This is a genomic window from Luteimonas sp. A277, assembly GCF_054052045.1.
In genome coordinates this window covers 139,654-164,683 of the sequence record NZ_JBSVRG010000003.1, presented here as the reverse complement: position 1 = coordinate 164,683, position 25,030 = coordinate 139,654, and the positions used below count along the sequence as shown (strand labels likewise).

Below are 25,030 nucleotides of genomic sequence, written 5' to 3'. Positions count from 1 at the left end.
CATTCGGACTGGAAAATCTGGGGAAAGGACAAGCGGACGCTCAGGACAAGTTTAATCCCGAACCACCTGGGGCTGCCCGAACCCAAGACCACTGAAGCGGGCGCTGAGTTCCGGCACCAGGGCCGCGGTGACCGGGCCCACGTGCAACCGCCACATTGCCCGGCCGCCACTGGAACCATCCACCAGTCGGGCTCCGGCAATGCCGGCACCCAGCAGGGTAGCCAGCGCGCGCTCGGCATTGGCCCGGGCACCAAAGGCGGCCACCTGGAGGGTCACGCCGTCGTCCATTGCAGGCGGGGCCGGCTCGGGTTGCACAGCAGCCCCCGCCGTCTGCACAGGTGCGGCCACGGCGGGCGAGGTGTCGGCTGCAGCAACCGCTGCCACTGCGCGCAGATCAATCTGCCGCTCCTCCAGCCAGGCATCGAAATCATCGGCGGTCATCACCCGACCGCCCTGCATCATGTTGAAGCGCCGCTCGTGGGCGTATGCGGGGTCCGCCCCCTCGGCGATTTCCGGAACCGCCGCAGCGACGGCGGGTGCAGCCACAGCCGGGGCGGCCGACACGGAGGCGGTTGCTGGCTGAAGCACGCTGGCCTCAACCGTGGCCACCGGGAGCGCATCCACCAGTACATCAATTGCGCTGGGTGCTGCCGGCTCCACCGCGGCCGGGGGCTGCGCGGAAGGCGAAGCCCCCGCCACGGTGCCGTGCACATGGCGCGCATCTTCCCCCGGGCTGAGCGCACGCACCTCCACCTGGCCCGTGCCCTGGCGGTGCATGTCCAGCTTGACCGCCGCCGCCCAGCTCAGATCGACCACGCGCCCCTCATGGAAGGGTCCGCGATCATTCACCCGCACCACCACCGAACGACCATTGTCCAGGTTGGTCACCCGGGCGAAGCTCGGCAGCGGCAGTGATTTGTGCGCGGCGGTGAAGGCGTACATGTCATACACCTCCATGTTGGAGGTCCGGCGGCCGTGGAACTTGTTGCCGTAGTAGGAGGCAATGCCCTGCTCGGCGAACCCGGCCGGCTCATCCTGCACCGTGTAACGCTTGCCCAGTACGGTATAGGGCGAGCGGTTGCCGTAGCGCGAGCGGGGCTCGTCGACGACTTCGGGCTCGGGAATGGCATCTACATCGGGGATGTAGTCCGGCGCCGTATCGCGGATGTGCGGCGCATACAGACCGCCGGAAACGTAGTCACCGCGCTTGGAAAGATCTTCCTGCGCGGCAGGATATGGCGAGCGACGCGGCGGCTGGCTGCCATCCGTGCTGCCGGCTGCGGGTTCACCCACGCCATCCCCGGCCGGGGGTGGCTGCGGCTTCTTCGGCGCCCCGCTGCAGGCGGCCAGTGCAAGCGCGACAGCGGCAGCCGCAATCCGCCTCATCGCCCGGCGCCACCCGACCCTGCAGCAATTTCCTGCGCCAGCTGATGCACCGCCATGGCGTACATCGGCGAGCGGTTGTAGCGGGTGATCACGAAGAAATTCCTGTAGCCCAGCCAGTATTCCGGCCCGGCACTGCCTTCAAACGACAGCAGCGTGGCGCCCTCGGCCAGCGGCTCGCCCGGGCGCGGTTCATAGCCACGCTCGGCCAGCATCGCCAGCGGGTACACCGGCTCCAAGTTGTCGGGCTTGAATTCATCGGCGCCCGGAGCGCGCGTCGCCCGCGCTACCACCGGCGCGTCGCGCTCCCAGCCGTGGACCACGAAATAGTTCGCGATCGAGGCGAACACGTCGTCGAGGTTGTCGATCAGGTTGCGGTGCCCATCACCATCACCGTCCTTGGCCCACAGCCGATAGCTGGAAGGCATGAACTGCCCCAGGCCCATCGCACCCGCATAGCTGCCGCGCAGGGCCAGGACATCCAGCTGCGGCTCCTCGCGCTCAAGCGCGAACAGATGCCCCAGCTCGGCGGCGAAGAACGGCGCGCGCGGGGCATGGTCGAAGGCCAGGGTGTAGATCGCATCCAGGATGCGGTGGTTGCCGGTGAAACCGCCGTAGCTGGTCTCCACGCCGATGATCGCCACGATGTACTCGGCCGGCACGCCCGACTCGGCAGCCACCCGGTCCAGGGCCGCGCGATGGGTGGCGTAGAAACTCCGGCCACCACGGATGCGCGCATCATTGAGGAAAATCGGCCGGTATTCGGCCCAGGTGCGGGTCCGCTCGGCGGGCCGTGACATCGCATCCAGGATGCCCTGGCGTACCTGCGCCTGGGCCAGCACCGTGCGCACCCGTGCGGCATCCGCGCCGTGGGTGCGCACCGCGTAATCAATGAAGTTGTCCACCCGCTGCTGGCGCGGAATGGAAGGATCGGTCACCCCGGTCGGCGCCTCGGGGCGCTGCTCCGGTGGCGGCGGCACCGGGGCCAGCAGCTGCGGCTCGGCCGGCTCCACGATGGGTTCCGGCAACGGCTCAGGCACGGGTTCCCGAGCCTCTGCGGCAGGCGGTGGAAGAGGGGCAGGCGCATCCGTCGCACAGGCGGCGAATGCGAGCACGATCAGGCACGGGGCCAGGCGGAGAACAGTGCGCGGATTCATCGGTGGCGAGGTTAGCATGCCGGGGCGGGGCTGCACGTCCGTCGGGGCCATCGTTCAGCCCCGGTCAGCCACGCGCCGGCCGGTGCCTGCCGATCGACATCACCACGCCCATGCCGGCCAGCAGCGACACCGCCGCGGTACCGCCGTAGCTGAGCAGCGGCATCGGCACGCCCACCACCGGCAGCAAGCCCGACACCATGCCGCCGTTGACCAGGACATAGACGAACATCGCCAGTCCCAGGGAGCCCGCCAGCAGGCGCGAATAGCCCTCTCGAGCCTCGCTGGCGATCCACAGGCAGCGCCCGATCACGAACAGATAAAGCGACAGGGTCACCACCACTCCGATCCACCCGAACTCCTCGGCGAGCACGGCGAAGATGAAGTCGGTGGTGTGCTCGGGCACGAAATCCAGGTGCGACTGGGTGCCTTCACCCCAGCCCTGCCCGGCCATGCCGCCCGAGCCGATGGCGATCTTTGACTGGATGATGTTCCAACCGGCGCCAAGCGGGTCGCGCTCAGGATCCAGGAACGTGAGCAGACGGTCCTTCTGGTAGGGCTGCAGCAGCCAGAGCCACGCCATCGGGGCAACTGCGGCCACCGCACCGGCCACCGCCGCGAACCACCACCACGACAGTCCTGCCAGGTACAGCACGAACAGTCCGCTCACCGCCACCAGCACGGCCGTTCCCAGGTCCGGCTGCAGCATGATCAGCGCGGTCGGCAGGCCGATGATCGCCAGGCACACCAGCACCGCCCACGGCCGCGGCGGCGGACCTACCTGGTTCATGTACCAGGCCGCCATCATGGGCAGGCTCAGCTTCATCAGCTCGGCAGGCTGGAAGTAGAACAGCCCCAGGTTGATCCAGTGCTGGCCGTGACGCCCCGTCCCAATGAACAGCACCAGCACCAGTGGCACCAGCGACAATCCATAGGCCAGCGGTGCGACCGCCCGCAGCCGCAGCGGAGTCAGCCGCGACAACGCCCACATGGCCCCCAGCCCGGCGCCATATCGCAGCGCCTGGGCGGTGACCATCCGTGAATCCTGGCCGCTGGCGCTGTGCAGCACTGCCAGACCGATCACCATCAGGGCGGCCAGCGCGCCCAGCAGCGGCCAGTCGATGGTGCGGGTGAAACGCAGCCACAGGTCCAGCAGCCAGTGCACGATCACCCTCATGGCTGCGCGCCCGCATCGACAGGCGCGCCGTCTTCCGGCACGCTTTCCTCCACCAGCCAGGCGTCGAAAATCTGGCGGGCGATCGGGGCGGCGGTGACCCCGCCGTAACCGCCGTGTTCAACGATTACCGCAACCGCAATGGTCGGATTGTCGGCCGGCGCATAGCCCAGGAAGAGCGCCTGGTGGCGCAGGTGATAGGGCAGGCTGCGTGGATCCACGCCGGCATTGCCGCGCCGGCCCACGCGCTGGGCGGTGCCGGTCTTGCCGGCCATCCGGTATTCAGCGCCACGGGCCATGGCCGTCGCCGTGCCACGCCCGTGGATGGTGTTTTCCATGCCTTCCTGCACCGCCCGCAGATGCGCGGGCCGATCGGTGATGCCCGGGGCTGGGCGTCGGGCAGGCTCGGACCACGGCCGGTCATAGCCATCGCGGCGCGCGGCCAGCAGGCTCAGCGGATGCAGATCGCCGCCGTTGGCGATGGCCGCAGTGCCACGCGCCAGCTGCAGCGCGGTGGCGATCCAGTAGCCCTGGCCGATACCGGCGATCACGGTCTCGCCCGGATACCAGGGCTCGCTGCTGTGCCCGGCCTTCCACTCCCGGGAAGGCACCACGCCGGCGTTCTCTCCCACCAGCTCGATCCCGGTGGGTTCACCAAAGCCGTAGCGCTGCATGAAGCTGGCGAAGCGGTCGATCCCCATCTCGTAGGCCAGCTGGTAGTAGTAGTAGTTGATCGAGCGCGAGAGCGAATCGCGCAGATCCACCCAGCCGCCACCGCGCCCCGCATCGCGATAGCCACGGCTCTGGCCGGGGATGAAGAACTCGCCGGTGGAAAACACCCGCGTTTCCGGGGTGCGCAACCCGCTGTCGACCCCGGCCAGGGCTACGAACGGCTTGATGGTGGAGCCTGGCGGCCCGCCGCCAAGTACGTTGCGGTTGAACAGCGGCCGCGCCGGATCGTCCATCAGCTGGCGGTAGTCGGCGTGGGAAATCCCGTTGACGAACAGGTTCGCGTCGAAGCTGGGCAGGCTGACCATGCCCAGCACCTCGCCGGTGGCCGGCTCCACCGCAACCGCCGAGCCATGCAGCTCACCGAAGGCCTCCACCATCGCCCGCTGCAGGTCCACATCCACGCTCAGGCGCAGATCGGCGCCGGCTTCGGCCGGCAATCGACCCAGAGTGCGCAGCGCGCGCCCTTCCACGTTGGTCTCCACCTGCTCATAGCCCACCTGCCCGCGCAGCGCCTCATCGAACGAGCGCTCAATGCCGGTCCGGCCGGTGTACGGATACAGCAGGTGGGCGCTGCCATAGCGCTCCACATCACTCTCGTCGGTGCGCCCCACGTAGCCGACCACGTGGGCGAACAGCGCGCCGTGCGGGTAGCGGCGATTGAGATAGGGCACCACGTCGACGCCCGGGAACCGCCAGCGATCCACCGCGAACCGGGCCGCCTCTTCCTCGCTCACCCGCATTTTCAGGGTGATCGGGTGAAACCCCCGGCGCGCCCGGCGCTGGGCGCGAAAGCGCTCCACATCATCCGGCTCCAGCGCGAAGATCTGCGACAGCCCGACGATCAGCTCATCCGTGCCGGCTGCGTCCTCCGGAGTCACGTCCAGCCGGTACGCAGGCACATTGTCGGCCAGCACCCGGCCCTGGCGGTCGTAGATCAGCCCGCGCCCGGGCACCACCGGCCTGGGGGTGATGCGATTGGCCTCCGACTGGCGGGCGAATTCGCTGTACTGCACCACCTGCAGGCGAAAATACCAGCCGGCCAGCACCGCCAGCACCAGCGCTACGCCGATGAAGCCGATGAGCGCGCGAATCCGGAACTGCGCCGCCTCGGCAGCGGCATTGCGCAATTTTTCCCTGCTCCGGAACACCATGGCCTACCGCGTCCGCGGCCGGAACCGCAGCGCGTCCATCACCAGGCACAGCGGCACCCACAGCAACAGGCCCAGCGCAGGCGCCAGCCAGTACATCCAGGGCAGCTGGGCCACGCCCAGCGCCAGGTGCACGGCCGCGCTCACCACCCGGTCGTTCAGCAACAGGCCGCCGATGGCCAGTGCCTGCTGGGCCAACGGGAAGAAGCGCAGCTGGCTGCGAAAGCGCTGCAGGATGAATGCCATCACCGTCAGCCGCAGCGCCTGCTCGCCCAGAATGCTGCCGAAAGCCAGGTCGGCGATCAGCCCCATGGAAAACGCGAAGCCAAGGCCCACGCGCTCGTTGTCTTCAAGCACCCAGTAGGCCACCACCAGGGCCAGCCAGTACGGCCGCAGCGGCTGCAGCCCGTCCGGCAGGGGCACCAGCCCCAGCAGCAGGGCCAGCACCACGCTGACCGGCAATACCCAGGAACTCGGCCTGCGCTTCACCGCGTCGTCTCCGTGTCCGCGGCCCCGGAGGCGTCGCCGGATCCAGTCGTGGTCGCTGGCGTACCGGGCTCTCCGGCGTCGCCGCCGGCCGCATCGGCCGCTTCCATGTCGTCCACGCTCCGGGGATCCGCGGCCGGCGGAAGTTCGACTTCGCGCAGCAGCAGCACGTCGCGACCGCGGTCGATCTGCGCTGCAGGCTGAACTTCGCCGACCAGGAACGCGCGGCTGTCATCAGGAGCCAGCGAGGTGATCGTGCCGACCGGGAAGCCGGCCGGGAAGCGCCCGCCCATGCCCGAGGTGACCAGCTCATCGCCCACTTCAACATCGCTGGACAGCGGCACGTTCGGCAGCCGCAACAGATCACTGCGGCCCTGCCCGTACGCCAGCAGGCGCACGCCGGTGCGCGCCACCAGCACGGGCACGGCATGGTCCACGTCGGTCGCCAGCAGGACCGTCGCGGTGGACGGGGTGGTCTGGATGACCTGCCCCACCACACCGCCAGCGTCGATCACGGTCTGGCCCTCGCGCACGCCGTCGCGGGTTCCGGCCCGCAGCATCAGCCGTTGCCGTGTCGGGTCAAGATCAATGTTCAGGATCGGGGCCAGCTGCACGTCCAGCCCGCCGCTGCCAGCGGCCCCCAGCAGTTCCCGCAGCCGCACGTTCTCCGCAGCCGCCGCCTGGATCCTGGCCAGTCTGGCGTTGACCACCAGCAGCTCGTTGCGCAGGCGGTGGTTGTCCTCACTCAGCAGGGCGCGGGTCACCGCGTCTTCGCGCACGCTGCGGCCCAGCCGCGACGGCAGTCCGGCCAGCCACCACACCGGCTGCATGGCCACGCTGGCGTGGGCGCGGACCTGGTCCAGCCAGCCCCCGCGGTGATCGGCCACGATCAGCGCCACCGACACCGCCAGGAAGGCCAACAGGCGCAGCGTGCCGGAGACATCACCGGGCCGGGGAGCGGCGGAACTGGCGAGAGAAGGCACGCTGAAGCCGTCGGTTCACAAAAAAGGGATCAAGGGGTCAGTGCCGCGGCACTGTGGCCCGCGACAGCGGGCAACTATCTCACGACCGGCGCAACGCCGCGGCCGGCGCCTGCCCTGCCGCCCCCTGACGGCAGGTACGCCCGCACCGGACTCAGTCGGAAGAGAAAAACTCGTTGCCGTGCATGTCCAGCAGTTCCAGCGCGCGTCCGCCACCGCGGGCCACGCAGGTCAGCGGGTCCTCGGCGACCTGCACGTGCAGCCCGGTTTCCTGGCTCAGCAGCTTGTCCAGGTCCTTCAGCAGGGCGCCGCCACCGGTGAGCACGATGCCGCGCTCGGCCACGTCGGCGCTCAGCTCCGGCGGGGTCTGCTCCAACGCCTGGCGCACGGCCTCGACGATGCCGGCCAGCGGCTCGCGCAGCGCGTCCAGCACCTCGCTGGCCTTGATCGTGATCACCTTCGGCACGCCCTCGGCCAGGTGGCGGCCGGAGATCTCGGTTTCGAGGTTCTCCTCCTGCGGGCAGGCGCAGCCGATTTCCAGCTTGATCCGCTCCGCGGTGGCATCGCCAATCAGCATTCCGTGGTTGCGGCGCACGTAGTTGATGATCGACTCGTCGAAACGGTCGCCACCCACCCTGGCCGACTGCGAATACACCACGCCGTTGAGTGCGATCACTGCGACCTCGGTGGTGCCGCCGCCAACGTCCACCACCATCGAGCCGCGGGCCTCGGTCACCGGCATGCCGGCGCCGATCGCGGCGGCCATGGGCTCTTCGATCAGCGAAACGTCGCGGGCACCGGCCTCCAGGGCCGAATCCTTGATCGCGCGCTTTTCCACCTGGGTGGAGCCGGCCGGCACGCAGATCAGCACCCGCGGGCTGGGCCGGAGGAAACGGCTCTTGTGCACCTTGCGGATGAAGTGCTTGAGCATTTCCTCGGTGTAGGTGAAGTCTGCGATCACCCCGTCCTTCATCGGCCGGTGGGTGGTGATGTTGCCAGGAGTGCGGCCAAGCATCTGCTTGGCTTCCGCGCCGACCGCGGCGACGGTCTTCTGGCCGCCGCTGCCCTGGCGGACTGCGACCACGGACGGCTCGTTGAGCACGATGCCCTGGCCGCGGACGAAAATGAGGGTGTTGGCCGTGCCCAGGTCAATGGACAGGTCGTTGGAGAACATGCCGCGGAACTTCTTGAACATCGGGCGTAGGGTCCGTGCAGGGCGCACGCGCCGGGGCGCGGTACGCGGAAAAACAATAGGGGGATCGGCGGGGGCCGGAGGGGCGGACAAGCGTAACAAAATCGCGACCCCGCGAGGTTATCCGACTATCACGAATCCGGTCTCCAGGCCCCGCCCCGGCGCGATTTCCAGGCGCTTTTGCCAACCGTCCCGGGCCCGGCGGCCGCCTTCCCGACTGGCCTCCGCGCAGCCGGACCGTTAATCTAGCGCCCTTTGTGCACTCAAGAGCCTTTCGCGATGTCGGTCCTGATCTGCGGTTCCCTTGCCTACGACACCATCATGGTGTTCCCGGACCAGTTCAAGAACCACATCCTGCCGGACAAGGTCCATATCCTGAACGTTTCATTCAACGTGCCGCAGATGCGGCGCGAGTTCGGGGGCTGTGCCGGCAACATCGCCTACAACCTGAAGATGCTGGGCGGCGAGCCGGTGCCGATGGCGACCGTGGGCGTGGATTTCGCGCCGTACCGGCAGTGGTTTGACGACAACGCGATCCGCCTGGACCAGGTGAAGGTGCTGGAGGGCATGTTCACGCCCCAGGCCTTCATTACCACCGACCTGGACAACAACCAGATCACCGCCTTCCACCCGGGCGCAATGATGCGCAGCCACGAGAACCATGTGAAGCACGTGCGCGGGGTGGAATTCGGCATCGTCAGCCCGGACGGGCGCGAAGGCATGCTGCAGAACGCGCGCGAATTCGCCGAGGCCGGGATTCCGTTCATCTTCGACCCGGGCCAGGCCATGCCGCTGTTCAACGGCGAAGAGCTGCGCGAGTTCATCGACCTGGCCGACTACATCGCCGTCAACGATTACGAATCCAACCTGCTGCAGGAACGCACCGGCCTGAATGAAGAGCAGATCGCCAGCCGGGTGAAGGCATACGTGGCCACCCGCGGCCCCAAGGGCGCCTGCATCCGCGCCGACGGCAAGACCTACGAGGCCCCGCCGGCCCGCGAGCGCAAGGTGACCGACCCGACCGGCTGCGGTGACGCCTTCCGCGCCGGCCTGATCCACGGGATCATCCGCGGCCACGACTGGGACACCATCGGCCGGATGGGCAACCTGATGGGCGCGCTGAAGGTGGAGCACCACGGCACCCAGAACCAGCGCTTCAGCTACGAAGAATTCGCGGCGCAGTTCCGCGAGCAGTTCGGGTACGAACTGGGGTGAGTCCGCCCCGCCCTCCGGTCCGCACTCGCGACCTGACCGAGGGCCCGATTGGCCGCACCCTGCTGCTGTTCGCGCTGCCGATTCTCGGCGCCAACGTGCTGCAGTCGTTGAACGGCTCGGTCAACGCATTCTGGATCGGACGGTTCCTTGGCGAGGCGGCGCTGACGGCGATCACCAACGCCAACAACGTGCTGTTCTTCCTCCTGGGCGCGGTGTTTGGCCTCGGCATGGCGGCGACCATCCTGGTGGCCCAGGCCATGGGTCGGCGCAATGAGGCGGAGGCGCGCCGGGTGATCGGCACGGCGGCCACGTTCTTCATTGCACTGTCGCTGGTGATCGCGCTGGCCGGACTGCCACTCTCGCGCCAGCTGCTGCAGTGGATGGGCACGCCTGCCGAGGCCCTGCCGCACGCGGATGGCTACCTGAAGGTGATCTTCCTGGCGGTACCGTTCCTGTACATGTTCACCTTCCTCTCGGCGGTGCTGCGCGGCGCCGGCGATGCGCGCACGCCGTTCCGGTTCCTGATGCTGGTGGTGGCGCTGGACGTGGTGCTGGTGCCGCTGTTCGTGTTCGGCATGGGCCCGCTGCCGGCGCTGGGCATGACCGGCGCGGCGGTGGCCACGGTGATTGCCAACGCCGTCAGCCTGACCGCGATGCTGCTGTGGCTTCGCCATCGCCGCCATCCGCTGTGGATCAGCCGCCACGAGCGGCACCTGTTCAAACCGGACTGGACCCTGGTGCGCACGCTGGTGTTCAAGGGCGTTCCGATGGGCGCACAGATGGTGGTGATCTCGCTGGCGATGATCGCGATGATGACCATGATCAACCAGCACGGCACCACCGTTACCGGCGCATATGGCGCGGTGCTGCAACTGTGGACCTATGTGCAGATGCCGGCCATGGCCATCGGCGCGGCCTGCTCGTCGATGGCGGCGCAGAACGTGGGCGCCGGGCAGTGGGGGCGGGTAGACGCCACGGCTCGCACCGGTCTGGGCTTCAACCTGCTGCTCACCGGCGCGCTGATCGCCGCCCTGCTGCTGCTCGACCGCTGGATCCTGGCCGCGTTCCTGCCCGAGGGCAGCGCATCGCTGGAGCTGGGCCGGCAGATCAACCGCATCGGGATCTGGTCGTTCCTGTTCTTCGGTGCGACCTACGTGCTGTTCGGCGTGGTCCGCTCCACCGGCGCGGTGATCCCGCCGCTGCTGATGCTGGGACTGGCGCTGTGGGGCGTGCGCGTGCCGTTCGCCAACTGGCTGCAGCCTTCGCTCGGCGTGGATGCGATCTGGTGGAGCTTTCCGGTCAGCGCGGTGGCCGCGATGCTGTTGGCGCTGGCCTACTACCGCTTCGGCCGCTGGCGCCAGGCCACCATGCTGCCGCCAGAGGAAGAGCTGCCGATCCCGGCGGACATCCCCGCGCAGCCGCCCGCCCCCGTGGCCGCACCCTGCCCGCGCAGCGAGCCGGCATGATCTCGGTCTACCAGGCGGCGCACGGGTTCGACGCGTATCTGGTGCGGGATCTGTTGGAGCAGGCCGGCATCCCGGCCCAGGTGCGCGGCGAGTACCTGCAGGGCGCGCTGGGGGAAGTGCCGGCCAGCGGGATGGTCACGGTGTGGGTGGCCGGGGCCCACGCCACCCAGGCACGCGAGCTGGTGCTGGACTGGGAGCAGTCGACGCCAGATGGACCGGTGGAGGTGGAGATCGGCGACCAGGCGCAACCTGTCCTCCGGCCCGCCCGCCGCGGCAGCCGCGCCACCGCCCTGATCGCGGCAGCACTGCTGCTGCCGGTCCTGTGGTGGGCGCTGACCCGCCTGCTCGGCTAGTCCGGCCGCACGCGCCGGCCAGTCAGTCCCAGGGCACCCTTGCGCGGTCGAGGCCCGCCACTTCGAATTCAGCGGTGCGGGCGCCATCCGGCTGCACCGGAAACTCGATCACCAGCTGCTGCGCACCATCGATGGCCCGCCACAGCGCGCGGTTGTCATCGATGAACATCGCAATCGCCTCGTCGGTATCCGGACGGTTGGCGGCCATGCGCCGCGGCTCGCCATCATCGATGGTCACGGTGACCCGGCAGGCGCGGTAACAGGCGCGGGCAAAGTCGCCGCCCGGCAGCACCAGGTAGCTGCTGCGGCCCCAGTCCGGATGGTCGCGGAAGATCAACTGCACCTGGCCGCGAACGCCGCCGATCTCCGCCGGTTCCTGTGAATGGATCTGCGCCGAGCGCTGCTGCCCGCCCTTCACTTCCTGCACGTTGTAGGTCCACAGCCGGGCGGCTCGGTCGGCCTCGCGGATGGCGTCGGCCTTGTCCTTGACCTCATCGAACTGCCCGCCTACGCGCTCTGCCGCTTCGGTGTCCGGCCAGCGCGCCAGCAGCACATCGGCGTGGGCTTTGGCCAGCGCCCAGTTTTCGTCCGACACCGCCGTATTGAAGCCGGCCTCTGCCTCGGTGGCCTCACGCTCGCTCACCGCGGCCTGGGCCTCGGCGCGCGCCTGCGCTTCGGCCTCGGGATCGCCACAGGCGGCCAACGCCACCGCGGCTGCCAGCATCAGGGCAAGACGTGCGCCCGCCCTCATGACGGATCCACCGCCTCGTCAGCCGTATCGCCTTGCACGCCGTCCTGCAAGCCTTCCAGCACCGGCGACACCGGTGCGGGCGCCGTGTCACCTGCCGGCTGCGCGCGGGCGATGACCTGCTCCACCGAAGCCGTGGTGATCGGGTGGTAGCCCGGGCGGGCGCGTTCCAGCACGTCCTTTGCCAGGGCCAAGCCCTCGGGCGTCTGCACCAGCGCCTCGTACACCGGCATCACCAGCTTGCGCCGGCCGATGCGCTCCAGGAACGCCTCCATTTGCGACTGCGCAATCGCGTAGCCACTGCGCACCGCCAGCGGGAACCAGCGCATGGCGATCTCGCCGTTGGGGGTGTCGCTGAACATGTAGGCGGTATCGAGCTGCGCCATCTGCTCCAGGCTCAGCGTGTCCGGCATGCCTTCCAGGAAGTGGATCCATTCCTGGGTGCTCCACTCCAGGGTCAGCTGTGGCGGCGGCAGCTGGTCGCTGCCACGCCATGCCAGGCGCGCTGAATCCACCAGGCCAAGTCGCGGCGACAGCACCTGCGGCGCCGACATCGGAATGCCCGGCTGGTACAGCCATTCGTCCAGCTCCGCCTCACTGACCGCGGTCGGGTTCTGCGATACCAGCTCGGCCTTGAGGTACTCCACGAACTCGGGGGTGGTCATGCTTTGGAACGCGAAATGGTCGAAGTACTGGCGCAGGAAGGCATCCAGCGTCTCGCGGCCGAAGCGCTCCTCCAGGAACTGCAGGAACCACGCGCCCTTGTCATAGGCCACCGAGCTGAAGGTGTCCTCCGGGTCTGCGGCATCGTCCGGCTGCACGGCCAGCACCTGCAGGCCGGGACGCACGCCCTCGATCTCCTGCTCCAGCCCGCGGCGCGAGATCACCCACTCCATATCAGCGAATTCCTTGCCGTAGATCTCCTCGACGATGCGGTTCTCCACGTACGAGGTGAAGCCTTCGTTGAGCCACATGTCCTTCCAGCTGGCATTGGTCACCAGGTTGCCCGACCAGCTGTGGGCCAGCTCATGCGCAATCAGCGACACCAGCGACTTGTCGCCCACGATCACCGTCGGGGTGATGAACGACAGGCGCGGGTTTTCCATACCTCCGTAAGGGAAGGACGGCGGCAGGATCAGCAGATCGTAGCGGCCCCAGCGGTAGTCGCCGTACAGCGATTCCGCGGTCTGGACCATCTTTTCGGTGTCTTCGAACTCGGCCACCGCCGCGTCCACCGTGGCCGGCTCGGCCCACACGCCGACACGTTCGGAGATCGGCTTGAACACCAGGTCGCCGGCGGCAATCGCCATCAGGTAGGACGGGATCTTCTGCGGCATGGTGAAGTGGTATTCACCGTCGCGCCCGGCGTCCGGATCGTTGTCGGCGCTCATCAGCACCATCACGTCCGGGCGGGTGGTGATGCGCGCGCTGTAGGTGTAACGCACGCTGGGCGTGTCCTGCAGCGGCACCCAGCTGCGGGCGTGGATGGCCTGCGACTGGCTGAACATGAAGGGCAGCTCGCCGCCCTCGGTCATGGACGGCTCCAGCCACTGCAGGCCGGAGGCTTCCGGGGCCGTGCGGTAGGTCACGCGGACCCGTTCCGGGCGCTCCGGGGTCTGCACGATGAGCCGGCTGCCGAACACCGGATCCTCGTCGTCCAGGGTGAATTCGAGCGGCTGCCAGCCGCTGCCCGCCTCGCCTTCCACCTGCTCAATGGTCAGATCGCGGGTGTCGAGCAGCAGCTCGGTCGCCTCACCGTCCTTCCATTCCAAGGTGTAGCTGGCGGTACCGGCGAGGGTGCGGGTGTCGAAATCCAGCGCCAGATCCAGCGCCAGGTCTTCAATCACCACCTTGTGCGGCTCGGCGTAGGAATGCTCGTCGCGGTCGATGGTGGTCACGGCGGCCTCCGGTCGTGGCGCCGGAGTGGCGGTCTCCGGGGTTGGCTCGCGCTGGCAGCCCACGGCGAGCAGGGCGAACAGGGGCAACGCCATCAGGGGGGTCAGGCGGGATCGGATCAGGGGAAAACGCATGGCAGGGCCAGTCCTCGGAGGATCGGAACTCCCAAGTCTACCGCCGCTCAGGAGGTGTCATGCACCCCTGTGCGGAACTCTCGGCGCCATGGATGGCGCCGCGAAGCCTCCATGGATGGATTTACGGCGTGTTCCGCACAGGGGCGCTGCACCGGCCTGCCCGCGTTGCCAACGGTCAGACCTTGTAGCCGTCGTGGATGGCGACGATGCCGGCCGACAGGTTGCGGTAGCCGCAGCGCGCGAAGCCGGCCGCTTCCATCATCGCCTTCAGCTCTTCCTGCGGCGGATGCTGGCGGATCGATTCGGCCAGGTACTGGTAGCTGTCGGCGTCGCTGGCAAACAGCCTGCCCAGCCGCGGCAGCACCTTGAAGGAATGGAAGTCGTAGATCGGCTTGAACCAGTCCACGGTGACCTCGGAAAATTCCAGCACCCGGGCCTGGCCGCCCACTTTCAGCACCCGGTACATCTCGCGCAGGGCAGCGTCCTTGTCGGTCACGTTGCGCAGGCCGAAGGCGATCGTGACGAGGTCAAAGCTTGCATCCGGGAACGGCAGCGCCTGGGCGTTGCACTGCACATGCTTGAAGCCACGCACCTGCCCGCGGTCGGTCATGCGATCGCGGCCCACGCGCAGCATCTCGCCGTTGATATCGCCCAGCACCACCTCGCCGTCCTCGCCCAGGCGCGGACGCAGCAGCGCGGCGATATCGCCCGTGCCGCCCGCCAGGTCCAGCACCCGGTCGCCAGGCTTCACCAGCGCGGTAGCGGTGAAATAGCGCTTCCAGATCCGGTGGATGCCCAGGCTCATCAGGTCGTTCATCAGGTCGTAGCTACCTGCGACCGAGGAAAACACCTGGCCAACGAGTTTCTGCTTCTCGCCCACCGGCACGTCGCGGAAGCCGAAGTGGGTGGTACCGGATTTGTCGGATGCGCTCATGCGGGGAATTATCGCACCCTCCGGGGTGACGGTGCCGCCGTGGCTGCCTATCCTCGGTCATCCTTCATCTGGAACCGGCCATGACCACGCCCAATTACCGGCCCGACTACCGCGCCCTGCTTGAAACCGCCGTTGCCGAGGCCCGCGCGGGCCTGGCCGAGGGCGGCATCCCGATCGGCGCCGCCCTGTTCCACCGCGACGGCACCCTGCTCGGCCGCGGCCGCAACCGCCGGGTGCAGGAGAACGACCCCTCGGTGCACGGCGAGACCGACGCTTTCCGCAAGGCCGGCCGCCAGCGCAGCTACCGCGACACCATCATGGTCACCACCCTCTCGCCGTGCTGGTACTGCAGCGGCCTGGTGCGCCAGTTCGGCATCGGCACCGTGGTGATGGGCGAAGCGGTCAATTTCCAGGGCGGCCATGACTGGCTGCGCGAGCACGGGGTGGAAGTGATCGATCTCGACGACGCCGGCTGCATCCGCATGATGGCCGACTGGATCGCCGCCAATCCGGGCGTGTGGAACGAGGATATCGGCGTCGACTGAGCGGCCGCGCTGGAACGCAACGGACTGCCAGCGCAACGCGGCGTCCACCCGGGCCGGTGCATCCTTGGGCGACGCAACCTGAGGAGACCGGCCATGGGCCTGTTGATCGACGGCCGCTGGATCGACCAGTGGTATGACACCTCCAGCACGGGCGGGCGCTTCGTCCGCACCGATGCCCAGTTCCGCAACTGGATCACCTCCGACGGCAGCGCCGGCCCCAGCGGCGAGGGTGGCTTCAAGGCCGAAGCCGGCCGCTACAGGTTGTACGTGTGCCTGGCCTGTCCCTGGGCCCACCGCACGCTGATCTTCCGTACCCTGAAGGGACTGGAAGAGATGATCCCGGTGTTCGTGGTCAACCCGTACATGGCCGAAAAGGGCTGGACGTTCGAACCCGGAGACGGCGTGGTCCCCGACCCGGACGGCGCGCGTTACATGTACGAGGTCTATCAGCGGGCGCAGTCCGATTACAGCGGCCGGGTCACCGTGCCGGTGTTGTGGGACACGCAGCGCAACACCATCGTCAACAACGAGTCCGGTGAGATCATCCGCATCCTCAACTCGGCCTTCGACGACGTGGGTGCAAAACCGAGCGACTACGCGCCGCAGGAACTGCTCGCCGATATCGACGCGATCAACCAGCGGGTCTATGACGCCATCAACAACGGCGTGTACAAGGTCGGCTTCGCCACCGAACAGGACGTGTACGAGGAGGAAGTGACGAAGCTGTTCGAGGCGCTGGATGAAATGGACGGACGCCTGGCCGAACGCCGCTACCTGCTCGGCCGGCGCATCACCGAGGCCGACTGGCGCCTGTTCACCACCCTGCTGCGTTTCGATCCGGTGTATCACGGCCACTTCAAGTGCAACCTGCGCCGCATCGCCGATTACCCGAACCTGTCCGGCTACCTGCGCGAGCTGTACCAGTGGCCGGGGGTGGCGGCGACGGTCAACTTCGACCACATCAAGCAGCACTACTACCGCAGCCACGACACCATCAACCCGAACGGCATCGTGCCGCTGGGGCCGATCGAGGATCTGGATGCCGCGCACGGCCGCGGGCACCTGCCGGCCGATCCGGCACCGTAACCGGCGTGCCGCTCAGGCCCCTGGCTGCGGCGCTCGCGCACGCAGCAGCCATGAGGCCGCCGCCACGCCCGCCAGGCCGATCAGCGCGCCCGGCACCACGCCCAGTGCCAGCGCCGCACCCAGTCCGCCGAACAGGGCAATGCCGCCAGCAATGATCGCCGCGTCGCCACCGGCCTGTTCCACATCGCGCCGGCGGCGCATCTCGAAGCCCACCACCAGCGCCATCACCGGTGCCACCACCAGCGCGCAGAGTGCGATCCACAGCAGCCGACCCAGCCAGAACCCCGGCTGGCCGGGATCACCGGCATCGATCGGCGCGCCCAGGCGCTCCCCCAGCCACGCCGCCGGCAGCTCGGCCAGCTTGTGCCACAGGTACAGCGGCATCCCCAGCGCACCCAGCACCGCCACCACCCGCGCCACCGGGTGCCGGGCCAGGAACCGGCGCGCCGGCGCCTCGCCCAGCAGCACCAGGCCCACCTGCACCCACATCACCCCGATCAGGGCCAGGGTGGGCGGCAGCATGTTGTTGCCGGCCAGCTCCACGCCGACCATCGCCACGGGATAGCCGCTGGCGATCGCCGCCGCGAGCCATGCCACGCCAAGCAGCAGCCAGGCAGCACCGGCACGCGCGCCGGCAAAGCGGCCCTGCTTCCAGGCAACGCCCAGCTGCTGGGGCAGCAGCCACACCGCAAGCATGTTGATCCAGCCGATGCCGGGCGCGCTTTCGCGCACGCGTGCGCCAAGTTCAAGCAGATCGGCAGGTGCGCGTATGCCGGCACGAAGCAGGTCCGCCACCGCCGCCAGGGCCACCAGCCCGGCCACCGCACCCAGTCCGAACCTCCGATCGGCCCGCACCGCCAGCGGCAACAGCGCCTGCACAGCCAGCAGCATCAGCAGGAACCACAGGTGGATGGTGAGCGAGGTATTGAATGTTTCCAGCAGTCGCCCGCCGGTGAACAGCGCCATCAGCGCAAGCGCGGCGAGCACGGCGAGGTAGGTCACCGTGGGCCGGGCCAGCCCCAACGCACGCCCTGCCCACCAGCTCCGCTGCGACCCGCCATCGTCCAGCCGCCGCAGCACACCCGGCGTGCTGACCGCGGCCGACACGAAGACGAACAGCGGCACCACCTGCACCAGCCAGGTGATCGCTCCGGCCGCGTCCCAGATGCCAAGCAGATGGTCGGTGCCGGCCAGGCGGCCCTGCTCCATCCGCGGCAGCGTCGCGACCCAGTGGCCGAAGACAACCACCAGCAGCGCGCCTGCGCGCAGGGCATCGGGATAGCGGTCACGTTCGCTCATCGCCGGATCATACCCAAGGCACTTGCGCAGGCCCGGGGCACGCATCTGCAGCGGTCACTGTCGTTTGTTACCCTGACTGAGGATTGCCGCGCCGAGCCGCTCAAGACGGGGTGCGCCCTGGCAGTCCCTTCGCTAGTCGGGGACACCTTCTTTACTTCGCGGCTCTGTCGCGGGCACTCGTTCGCCCGCGCTCCTGCCCACCCGGCCCCAAAAATCGATTTCCAGGCGGCAATTCCGCAGGGCACCCGTGCCCCGCGACTGGCGTCCTCAACTGTGGAGATTTCTATGGAAGCACTTGCGCACGCCTATCAGCCGGACCAGACCGGGGAAGAAGCAGACACCGCCGCACACTTCTCCCCGCGTCAGTTCAAGGTCTATACCCATCGCCAGCTTGACAACATCAAGCAGGTCCAGGCGCTGCCAGAGGCGATGCGGTTCGAGATGAAGGTCGTCAGCCAGGTGCTGCCGTTCCGGGTCAACGACTATGTGCTCGAGGAGCTGATCGACTGGAGCAACGTGCCGGATGATCCGATCTTCCGGCTGGTGTTCCCGCAGCGCGGAATGCTGCTGCCGGAGCACTTCGACGAAGTGGCCGCGCTCGTTCGCAATGAAGCGACCAACGCGGAGATGGCGCCGGTGATCAAGCGGGTGCGCGATGCGCTCAATCCCCATCCGGCCGGGCAGATGGACCTCAACCTGCCCATGCTCGACGGCGAGCCGCTGCCCGGCATGCAGCACAAGTACCGCGAGACGGTGCTGTTCTTCCCCAGCCAGGGGCAGGTGTGCCACAGCTACTGCACCTTCTGCTTCCGCTGGGCGCAGTTCGTGGGTGACAAGGAGCTGCGCTTTGCCTCCAACGAGGCAGACCAGCTGCACGCCTACCTTGCCGCCCACCCGGAGGTCAGCGACCTGCTGATGACCGGCGGCGATCCCATGGTGATGAAGGCGCGCCACCTGCGCAATTACCTCGAAGGCCTGATGAAGCCCGAGCTGGCGCACGTCACCAATATCCGCATCGGCTCAAAGAGCCTGACCTTCTGGCCGTACCGCTTCGTGACCGATCCGGACGCGGACGAGGTGCTGGCGCTGCTGCGCGAGCTGGTGGAGGCCGGCAAGCACGTGGCCTTCATGGCCCACTTCAACCACTGGCGCGAGATGGAAACGCCGATCTGCCGCGAGGCGATCCGCCGCATCCGCGCCACCGGCGCGCAGATCCGCACCCAGGCGCCGCTGCTGCACCACATCAACGACGATGTCGATGTCTGGACGCGGATGTGGAGTACCCAGGTGCAGCTGGGCATGGTGCCGTACTACATGTTCGTGGAACGCGACACCGGCGCGCGCCATTATTTCGAGGTGCCGCTGGTCAAGGCCTGGGAGATCTACCGCGAGGCCATGCAGCGCGTATCCGGCCTGGCCCGCACTGCGCGCGGGCCGTCGATGTCGGCGGACCCGGGCAAGGTCGAGATCCAGGGCGTGACCGAGATCAACGGTGAGAAGGTGTTCGTGTTGCGCCTGATCCAGGGACGCAACCCGGACTGGGTGCAGCGTCCGTTCTTCGCCAAGTACGACGAAACCGCCACCTGGCTGCCGGACCTGAAGCCGGCGCTGGGCGCGGAGAAGTTCTTCTACGAAGAAGAGTTCTCCGACATGAAGGAAGAAAAGCTGGCCCTCATCTAGCCGGCAATCGATCTGTAGGAGCGCGCCACGCGCGCGAAACCGCGTGAATCGAAGCATCGCCGACCGGCTTCGGTTACCGCGTCGTAAACGAAGCCGCGTTCCGGCGCCAAATGTCACGCGGCTTCGCGCGCATGGCCGCGCTCCTACGAGGAAATCCGCGGCCTTGACCTTCCCATCGTGGGAAGGTCTATGCTGCCGGCATGACACAGGAAAAGATCAGCTTGCCCGTCCAGGGCATGAACTGCGGGTCCTGCGTGGGCCGGATCGAGGCCGCGCTGGGCAAGGTGGATGGCGTGGCCAGCGTGGCGGCGAACCTCGCCGCCGGGCGCGTCACCGTGCAGGCCGCGGCGGGACGCACGCTGGACCACGGCACCCTGGTGGAAGCACTGGAAAAAGCCGGCTACCCCGTCCCTGCCACGTCCACCACGCTGGTCATCGAGGGCATGCACTGCGGCTCCTGCGTGGGCAACATCGAGCGCGCCCTGCTGGCCGTCCCCGGCGTTGAAGAAGCCAGCGTCAACCTTGCCACCGAGCGGGCCACGGTCCGCGGCACTGCGGCGGGGCAAGCGGTGCTGGCGGCAGTGGCACAGGCCGGCTACGGCGCCCGGGTCGTGGATGCCCTTGCGTCCGCTGACAACGACGAAGCGGCGATCCGCCAGGACGCCGAGCGCACCAGTTTGCGCCGGGACCTGCTGGTGGCCATCGCCCTGGCCCTGCCGGTGTTCATCCTGGAAATGGGCTCGCACCTGTTGCCGCCGATGCACGACTGGGTGGTGCGCAACGTGGGCCTGCAGAACAGCTGGTACTTCCAGTTCGTGCTGACCTCGCTGGTGCTGGCCTGGCCGGGCCGGCGCTTCTATACGGCCGGCATCCCGGCCCTGCTGCGGCTGGCACCGGACATGAACTCGCTGGTCGCGGTCGGGACCCTGGCGGCCTGGGGCTACTCGGTGGTGGCCACCTTCCTGCCGGACGTCCTGCCCGAAGGCACCGTCAACGTGTACTACGAAGCCGCCGCGGTGATCGTGGCGCTGATCCTGCTTGGCCGCTGGCTGGAGGCGCGGGCCAAGGGCCGCACCTCCGAGGCAATCAAGCGTCTGGTCGGGCTGCAGCCGCGGCAGGCGCGAGTCTCGCGCGATGGCCAGATCGTGGAGATCCCGATCGACGAAGTGGCAGACGGTGACCTGGTGCACGTACGCCCCGGCGAGCGCGTACCGGTAGACGGAGAGGTGGTCGAGGGCACCAGCTGGATCGACGAATCCATGGTGACCGGTGAACCGGTCCCGGTGGAGAAATCACCCGGCAGCAGCGTGGTGGGCGGCACCGTCAACCAGAAGGGCGCGCTGGTGCTGCGGGCCACCGCGGTGGGCGGCAAGACCGTGCTGGCGCAGATCATCCGCATGGTCCAGGAAGCGCAGGGCGCCAAGCTGCCGATCCAGGCCGCGGTGGACCGGATCACCCTGTGGTTCGTACCCGCGGTCATGGCCGCGGCCGTGCTGACATTCCTGATCTGGCTGGCGTTTGGGCCCTCTCCGGCGCTGACCTTTGCCGTGGTCAACGCGGTGGCGGTGCTGATCATCGCCTGTCCCTGCGCCATGGGTCTGGCCACCCCGACTTCGATCATGGTCGGCACCGGCCGCGGCGCCGAGCTGGGCGTGCTGTTCCGCAACGGCCAGGCGCTGCAGCTGCTGCGCGAGGCGCGGGTGGTGGCGGTGGACAAGACCGGCACGCTGACCGAGGGGCGCCCGTCGCTGACCGACCTGGAGCTGGCCGAGGGCTTCGCGCGCGAAGAGGTGCTGCGTCTGGTGGCGGCGGTGGAGTCGCGTTCGGAGCATCCGATTGCGCGGGCCATCGTGGACGCTGCCGCGGAGGAAGGGATTCAGATGCCCGACCCGGAGGAGTTCGAGTCAATCACCGGCATGGGCGTGCGCGCCAGCGTCGATGGCCGCTCGGTGGAAGTGGGCGCCGACCGGCACATGCGCTCGCTGGGCCTTGCTGTGGACACCTTCGCCGCGGTCGCCGAGCGCCTGGGCAGCGAAGGAAAGTCGCCGATGTACGCAGCGATCGATGGCCGTCTGGCCGCAATCCTCGCCGTCGCCGATCCGGTCAAGACCGATACCGCCGGCGCCATCGACGCCCTGCACGCGCTCGGCATCAAGGTGGCCATGGTCACTGGCGACAACGCCCGCACCGCGCGCGCGATCGCCGATCGACTCGGGATCGACGAGGTTGTGGCCGAGGTCTTGCCCGACGGCAAGGTGGACGCGGTGCGCAAGCTGCGCGAGCAGCACGGCCGACTGGCCTTTGTCGGCGACGGCATCAACGATGCCCCGGCACTGGCCGAGGCCGACGTGGGCATTGCCATCGGCACCGGCACCGATATCGCCATCGAGGCCGCCGACGTGGTGCTGATGTCCGGCAGTCTGCAGGGCGTGCCCAATGCCATCGCCCTGTCGCAGGCCACGATCCGCAACATCCGCCAGAACCTGTTCTGGGCCTTCGCCTACAACGTGGCCCTGATCCCGGTGGCGGCCGGCGTGCTGTATCCGGCCTTCGGGATCCTGCTTTCGCCCATGTTCGCGGCCGGCGCGATGGCGCTGTCCAGCGTGTTCGTGGTCACCAACGCGCTGCGGCTGCGCGGCTTCCAGCCGGCGGCGCCCGCCACGGCGGCGAGCGCGCGATGAACATCGGCGAAGCGTCCAGCGCCTCCGGCGTTTCGGCCAAGATGATCCGCTACTACGAACAGGCCGGACTGATCCCGGCGGCCAGCCGCAGCGCCTCCGGCTACCGCATCTACGACGATGCCGACGTGCACCGCCTGCGCTTCATCCGCCGCGCCCGCGACCTTGGCTTTTCAGTCGCCGAGATCGGCGAGCTGCTGGACCTGTGGAACGACCGCTCGCGCCGCAGCGCCGACGTCAAACGCCTGGCCAGGACCCACATCGCCGACCTGCAGGAGCGCATCGCCAAACTGCAGCAGATGGCCGACACCCTGCAGACCCTCGCCGACTGCTGTGCCGGCGACGACCGGCCGGACTGTCCGATCCTGGAAGGCCTGCAAGAGAGCGGCGCGGCGCGCGCATAGCGCAGCGGCGAATGCCTGGTCCTACGGCCCCGCCACGCGCAGGGCCAGCACGCTTGTCTCCACTTCTTCCTTGCCACCAAAACGCTTGGTGGCCACGTGCTCCATGTGCTGCACCACGCCGGTGAACGGGTCGATGCGGTAAGTGACCGTGGTACTGAAGCTGGCATCACGGCCCAGCGCCTCCAGCTCCCGGTCAATCAGCTCGTCGGCACCTTCATGGCCGTCCACAACGCCGCCGATCAGGTGCCGCGCCGCAGCGCCGATTACAGACCAGGTGGCTTCCGGATCCGGCACGATGGTCCACACCAGCTCGTAGTGCCCGGGCACCTGCTGGGAAGCGCGCAGCAGCATGGTGTTGTTCATGGGAATGGTCTCACCGCCGAACGGGCTGGCACCTTCGTCCTGGTAGGCATACTCCCGGTCCAGCTGCAGGCCTCCGCCTGCCGGAAAGTTGTACGCCACCAGCAGTTCGGCCAGCTGGCCCTCCAGCACCTGGGGAGCGGTCAATGCGTCAAGCATTGACTCCATCCCCGCCATCCCGGCCGACACTTCATCGACCACGTTGCCTTCCATCAGCGCAGCGCCGAGGTTGGTGAACATCCCGCGCATGGTTTCCCGATACAGCGGCTGGATCTGTTCCAGGTTGGCGATCGCGGTGTAATGGCCCTCGTCATCCAGCTCCACTTCCAGCACGATCCCGTCGAACGCGCGGATCGCATTGGAGAGGACCTCCTCCAACTCCGCCGGGGCCCCCTCCACGTCAACGCTGGTCTGGCTGGACATCCAGCGCTGCAGGTAGCCGTCGGCATCGGCGTCGCCGTCCTCCAGCCAGATGCGGGTCAGGCCACTGGAACGGATCTCCACGCGTCCCGCATCACTGGCGTTGACCGAGGCATGGCTGCTGTCATACAGCAGGGACCCGCCCGGCAGCGGCGCCATCGGCCATGCAATCCGCTCCTCTTCCCAGCTGCCACCATTGCGATGAAAGTCCATCGCCCGGGTGAAGGAATCCACCAGCCCCTCCCAGATGCCCAGGTGGGTGCGCAACTGGCTGGCGTGATCGGCGTGGGTCATTTCCACGTCCATCAACAGGAACGGATCGCTTTCCGCGTCCAGAAAGCTGCGCCCATAGCGATAGTCGCGGTTGAAGTCATTGACCATGTCCGCGGTGGCACCGTCCGCAAGGTCCAGCCCAAGGCGGAACTGCAACGCCTCGCAGGCGCCGTCCTCGCAGTCGTAGAAATAGATGCGGTAGCCCAGCTCCCCCACCCCGGTGAGGATCAGCGGATCCCCCACGCCATCCTGGTCCAGCTCCGCGCTGTGCCCCACCTCTTCCAGCAGGGTCATCACCTCTGGGCCGGTGACCGGCCCCCCGGCGACAGCCACCGACAGCGGCGCAAACAGCGCCAACAATGCCGCGTACTTCATCCACTCCCCCTGTGCCCGCCCGCAGGCGGAAGCGACTGGGCCCGTATGCGGGCGGGCCCTGCCCCGGGTCAGGCCGGCCTCCGGCCTACCCGCACTTGCTGTAGCCGCAATTCAGACACGTGGCGCAGCCATCCATGATCACGATGGCCTTGGTGCTGCACTTGTGGCACATGGTGGCCGAGGGCGGGAAGCTGGTGCCGTCGCCGGTGACTGCAATGTCCTCACCGGCGCCGTCCCGGCCCTGCTCGCCCAGCAGGTCGCCTACCGGGCCGGCGTCTTCGGCGCGGCTGGTGGCGTCAGCGTTTTTTTTTGAGCGGTCCTCGTACTGGCGCCGCTTCTCGGCGATCAGCGCGCGCTGCTCGTCGCTCATGTCCGGATCGTGCAGCAGGCCGATGCTCTTCAGGTGCTCTTCAACGATGTAGCCCAGCTCGGCCACCAGCGAGGGCATGTACACGCCGCCGGCCTTGAAGTAGCCGCCACTGGGGTCGAACACAGCCTTCATTTCCTCCACCAGGAAGGTCACGTCGCCGCCCTTGCGGAACACGGCGCTCATGATCCGGGTCAGCGCCACGATCCACTGGAAGTGCTCCATGGACTTGGAGTTGATGAAGATCTCGAACGGGCGGCGCTGCTCGTGCTCGGTGCCGGCGTTGAGCACGATGTCGTTGATGGTCACGTACATGGCGTGCTCCACCAGCGGCGACTTGATCTTGTAGGTGGAGCCAATCAGCACGTCGGGGCGCTCGATGCGCTCGTGCATCTGGATCACTTCGGCAGCCCGCGGCGCCTTGCTTTCGGCTGCCGGCGCGGACACGGGTTCCTTTTTGTCATCCGGGGTGACAACGGAGTATCCGGTGATCTTCTTCTCGATCCTGAGGGTCATTTGCGGGTCTCTCGGTAATGCGTTGCGTCGTT

At 68.1% G+C, this 25,030-nt stretch carries 21 protein-coding genes; 8 read left to right on the top strand and 13 right to left on the bottom strand.

The window, feature by feature from the left end:
* Nucleotides 1-51: 51 nt before the first annotated feature.
* From ACW7G2_RS04370 to ACW7G2_RS04340, 7 genes are all read right to left on the bottom strand, one after another.
* Nucleotides 52-1,386, bottom strand: coding sequence for a septal ring lytic transglycosylase RlpA family protein (locus ACW7G2_RS04370; protein WP_456973116.1), 1,335 nt, complete (start codon nucleotides 1,384-1,386; stop codon nucleotides 52-54).
* On the bottom strand, nucleotides 1,383-2,540 hold the full coding sequence (gene mltB, locus ACW7G2_RS04365; protein ID WP_456973114.1) for a lytic murein transglycosylase B: 1,158 nt from the start codon (nucleotides 2,538-2,540) through the stop codon (nucleotides 1,383-1,385). Before mltB ends, ACW7G2_RS04370 begins: the two co-directional genes overlap by 4 nt.
* Nucleotides 2,541-2,604: 64 nt before the next feature.
* The gene (gene rodA / locus ACW7G2_RS04360; RefSeq protein ID WP_456973112.1) at nucleotides 2,605-3,714 is read right to left on the bottom strand and encodes a rod shape-determining protein RodA; all 1,110 of its coding nucleotides are present in this window, start codon (nucleotides 3,712-3,714) and stop codon (nucleotides 2,605-2,607) included.
* Entirely contained in the window at nucleotides 3,711-5,570 is a 1,860-nt protein-coding gene (mrdA, locus tag ACW7G2_RS04355; RefSeq protein ID WP_456973110.1) for a penicillin-binding protein 2, read from the bottom strand. The genes rodA and mrdA overlap by 4 nt, the downstream gene beginning before the upstream one ends.
* A 27-nt stretch (nucleotides 5,571-5,597) precedes the next feature.
* A complete protein-coding gene (mreD, locus tag ACW7G2_RS04350) occupies nucleotides 5,598-6,080 on the bottom strand; it encodes a rod shape-determining protein MreD (protein WP_456973108.1) in 483 nt (160 codons plus the stop codon).
* Nucleotides 6,077-7,060 carry a rod shape-determining protein MreC gene (gene mreC, locus ACW7G2_RS04345; protein WP_456973106.1) on the bottom strand — a complete coding sequence of 328 codons (984 nt, stop codon included), beginning with the start codon at nucleotides 7,058-7,060 and terminating at the stop codon, nucleotides 6,077-6,079. Before mreC ends, mreD begins: the two co-directional genes overlap by 4 nt.
* Nucleotides 7,061-7,211: 151 nt before the next feature.
* On the bottom strand, nucleotides 7,212-8,252 hold the full coding sequence (locus tag ACW7G2_RS04340) for a rod shape-determining protein (protein ID WP_456973105.1): 1,041 nt from the start codon (nucleotides 8,250-8,252) through the stop codon (nucleotides 7,212-7,214).
* A 276-nt stretch (nucleotides 8,253-8,528) separates the two neighbouring features.
* Here ACW7G2_RS04340 and ACW7G2_RS04335 point away from each other — a divergent pair, with 276 nt between their 5' ends.
* From ACW7G2_RS04335 to ACW7G2_RS04325, 3 genes are read left to right on the top strand one after another with little or no spacing between them, the layout of a single operon-like run.
* A complete protein-coding gene (locus ACW7G2_RS04335; RefSeq protein ID WP_456973103.1) occupies nucleotides 8,529-9,464 on the top strand; it encodes a carbohydrate kinase family protein in 936 nt (311 codons plus the stop codon).
* Complete coding sequence (locus ACW7G2_RS04330; protein WP_456973101.1) at nucleotides 9,461-10,930, top strand: MATE family efflux transporter; 1,470 nt, start codon at nucleotides 9,461-9,463, stop codon at nucleotides 10,928-10,930. The genes ACW7G2_RS04335 and ACW7G2_RS04330 overlap by 4 nt, the downstream gene beginning before the upstream one ends.
* Nucleotides 10,927-11,283, top strand: coding sequence for a putative signal transducing protein (locus ACW7G2_RS04325; protein ID WP_456973099.1), 357 nt, complete (start codon nucleotides 10,927-10,929; stop codon nucleotides 11,281-11,283). The genes ACW7G2_RS04330 and ACW7G2_RS04325 overlap by 4 nt, the downstream gene beginning before the upstream one ends.
* Before the next feature lie 22 nt (nucleotides 11,284-11,305).
* Here ACW7G2_RS04325 and ACW7G2_RS04320 read toward each other — a convergent pair whose 3' ends face one another.
* From ACW7G2_RS04320 to ubiE, 3 genes are all read right to left on the bottom strand, one after another.
* Nucleotides 11,306-12,034 carry a hypothetical protein gene (locus ACW7G2_RS04320; protein WP_456973097.1) on the bottom strand — a complete coding sequence of 243 codons (729 nt, stop codon included), beginning with the start codon at nucleotides 12,032-12,034 and terminating at the stop codon, nucleotides 11,306-11,308.
* On the bottom strand, nucleotides 12,031-14,061 hold the full coding sequence (locus ACW7G2_RS04315; RefSeq protein WP_456973095.1) for a M1 family metallopeptidase: 2,031 nt from the start codon (nucleotides 14,059-14,061) through the stop codon (nucleotides 12,031-12,033). Before ACW7G2_RS04315 ends, ACW7G2_RS04320 begins: the two co-directional genes overlap by 4 nt.
* A gap of 175 nt (nucleotides 14,062-14,236) precedes the next feature.
* Nucleotides 14,237-14,995, bottom strand: a complete 759-nt coding sequence (ubiE, locus tag ACW7G2_RS04310; protein WP_456973093.1) for a bifunctional demethylmenaquinone methyltransferase/2-methoxy-6-polyprenyl-1,4-benzoquinol methylase UbiE — start codon at nucleotides 14,993-14,995, stop codon at nucleotides 14,237-14,239.
* Between the two features lie 80 nt (nucleotides 14,996-15,075).
* On the opposite strand from ubiE, the gene ACW7G2_RS04305 reads away from it, so the two are divergent.
* Nucleotides 15,076-15,540, top strand: coding sequence for a nucleoside deaminase (locus ACW7G2_RS04305; RefSeq protein ID WP_456973092.1), 465 nt, complete (start codon nucleotides 15,076-15,078; stop codon nucleotides 15,538-15,540).
* Nucleotides 15,541-15,633: 93 nt separating this feature from the next.
* Nucleotides 15,634-16,626: a glutathione S-transferase family protein gene (locus ACW7G2_RS04300; protein ID WP_456973090.1), complete on the top strand. Its 993-nt coding sequence runs from the start codon at nucleotides 15,634-15,636 to the stop codon at nucleotides 16,624-16,626.
* 12 nt (nucleotides 16,627-16,638) lie between these two features.
* On the opposite strand, the gene ACW7G2_RS04295 is transcribed toward ACW7G2_RS04300, so the two are convergent.
* Nucleotides 16,639-17,925, bottom strand: a complete 1,287-nt coding sequence (locus ACW7G2_RS04295; protein WP_456973088.1) for an acyltransferase family protein — start codon at nucleotides 17,923-17,925, stop codon at nucleotides 16,639-16,641.
* A gap of 285 nt (nucleotides 17,926-18,210) precedes the next feature.
* On the opposite strand from ACW7G2_RS04295, the gene ACW7G2_RS04290 reads away from it, so the two are divergent.
* From ACW7G2_RS04290 to cueR, 3 genes are all read left to right on the top strand, one after another.
* A complete protein-coding gene (locus ACW7G2_RS04290; RefSeq protein WP_456973086.1) occupies nucleotides 18,211-19,605 on the top strand; it encodes a KamA family radical SAM protein in 1,395 nt (464 codons plus the stop codon).
* 200 nt (nucleotides 19,606-19,805) lie between these two features.
* Complete coding sequence (locus tag ACW7G2_RS04285; RefSeq protein WP_456973084.1) at nucleotides 19,806-22,286, top strand: heavy metal translocating P-type ATPase; 2,481 nt, start codon at nucleotides 19,806-19,808, stop codon at nucleotides 22,284-22,286.
* Entirely contained in the window at nucleotides 22,283-22,687 is a 405-nt protein-coding gene (gene cueR / locus ACW7G2_RS04280; RefSeq protein WP_456973082.1) for a Cu(I)-responsive transcriptional regulator, read from the top strand. The genes ACW7G2_RS04285 and cueR overlap by 4 nt, the downstream gene beginning before the upstream one ends.
* Before the next feature lie 21 nt (nucleotides 22,688-22,708).
* Here cueR and ACW7G2_RS04275 read toward each other — a convergent pair whose 3' ends face one another.
* Both ACW7G2_RS04275 and ACW7G2_RS04270 read right to left on the bottom strand, forming a co-directional pair.
* A complete protein-coding gene (locus ACW7G2_RS04275; RefSeq protein WP_456973080.1) occupies nucleotides 22,709-24,115 on the bottom strand; it encodes a YbjN domain-containing protein in 1,407 nt (468 codons plus the stop codon).
* Nucleotides 24,116-24,200: 85 nt separating this feature from the next.
* Nucleotides 24,201-24,998 carry a TSCPD domain-containing protein gene (locus ACW7G2_RS04270; RefSeq protein ID WP_456973078.1) on the bottom strand — a complete coding sequence of 266 codons (798 nt, stop codon included), beginning with the start codon at nucleotides 24,996-24,998 and terminating at the stop codon, nucleotides 24,201-24,203.
* Nucleotides 24,999-25,030 lie beyond the last annotated feature (32 nt).

Bases quoted from the DNA above. Each gene is read 5' to 3' on its own strand.
- ACW7G2_RS04370 (WP_456973116.1), bottom strand. From the start codon at position 1,386: ATGAGGCGGATTGCGGCTGCCGCTGTCGCGCTTGCACTGGCCGCCTGC.
- mltB (WP_456973114.1), bottom strand. From the start codon at position 2,540: ATGAATCCGCGCACTGTTCTCCGCCTGGCCCCGTGCCTGATCGTGCTC.
- ACW7G2_RS04270 (WP_456973078.1), bottom strand. From the start codon at position 24,998: ATGACCCTCAGGATCGAGAAGAAGATCACCGGATACTCCGTTGTCACC.
- ACW7G2_RS04275 (WP_456973080.1), bottom strand. From the start codon at position 24,115: ATGAAGTACGCGGCATTGTTGGCGCTGTTTGCGCCGCTGTCGGTGGCT.
- ACW7G2_RS04320 (WP_456973097.1), bottom strand. From the start codon at position 12,034: ATGAGGGCGGGCGCACGTCTTGCCCTGATGCTGGCAGCCGCGGTGGCG.
- ACW7G2_RS04340 (WP_456973105.1), bottom strand. From the start codon at position 8,252: ATGTTCAAGAAGTTCCGCGGCATGTTCTCCAACGACCTGTCCATTGAC.
- ACW7G2_RS04290 (WP_456973086.1), top strand. From the start codon at position 18,211: ATGGAAGCACTTGCGCACGCCTATCAGCCGGACCAGACCGGGGAAGAA.
- ACW7G2_RS04335 (WP_456973103.1), top strand. From the start codon at position 8,529: ATGTCGGTCCTGATCTGCGGTTCCCTTGCCTACGACACCATCATGGTG.
- ACW7G2_RS04305 (WP_456973092.1), top strand. From the start codon at position 15,076: ATGACCACGCCCAATTACCGGCCCGACTACCGCGCCCTGCTTGAAACC.
- ACW7G2_RS04295 (WP_456973088.1), bottom strand. From the start codon at position 17,925: ATGAGCGAACGTGACCGCTATCCCGATGCCCTGCGCGCAGGCGCGCTG.
- ACW7G2_RS04315 (WP_456973095.1), bottom strand. From the start codon at position 14,061: ATGCGTTTTCCCCTGATCCGATCCCGCCTGACCCCCCTGATGGCGTTG.
- ACW7G2_RS04300 (WP_456973090.1), top strand. From the start codon at position 15,634: ATGGGCCTGTTGATCGACGGCCGCTGGATCGACCAGTGGTATGACACC.
- ACW7G2_RS04325 (WP_456973099.1), top strand. From the start codon at position 10,927: ATGATCTCGGTCTACCAGGCGGCGCACGGGTTCGACGCGTATCTGGTG.
- ubiE (WP_456973093.1), bottom strand. From the start codon at position 14,995: ATGAGCGCATCCGACAAATCCGGTACCACCCACTTCGGCTTCCGCGAC.
- rodA (WP_456973112.1), bottom strand. From the start codon at position 3,714: ATGAGGGTGATCGTGCACTGGCTGCTGGACCTGTGGCTGCGTTTCACC.
- ACW7G2_RS04285 (WP_456973084.1), top strand. From the start codon at position 19,806: ATGACACAGGAAAAGATCAGCTTGCCCGTCCAGGGCATGAACTGCGGG.
- cueR (WP_456973082.1), top strand. From the start codon at position 22,283: ATGAACATCGGCGAAGCGTCCAGCGCCTCCGGCGTTTCGGCCAAGATG.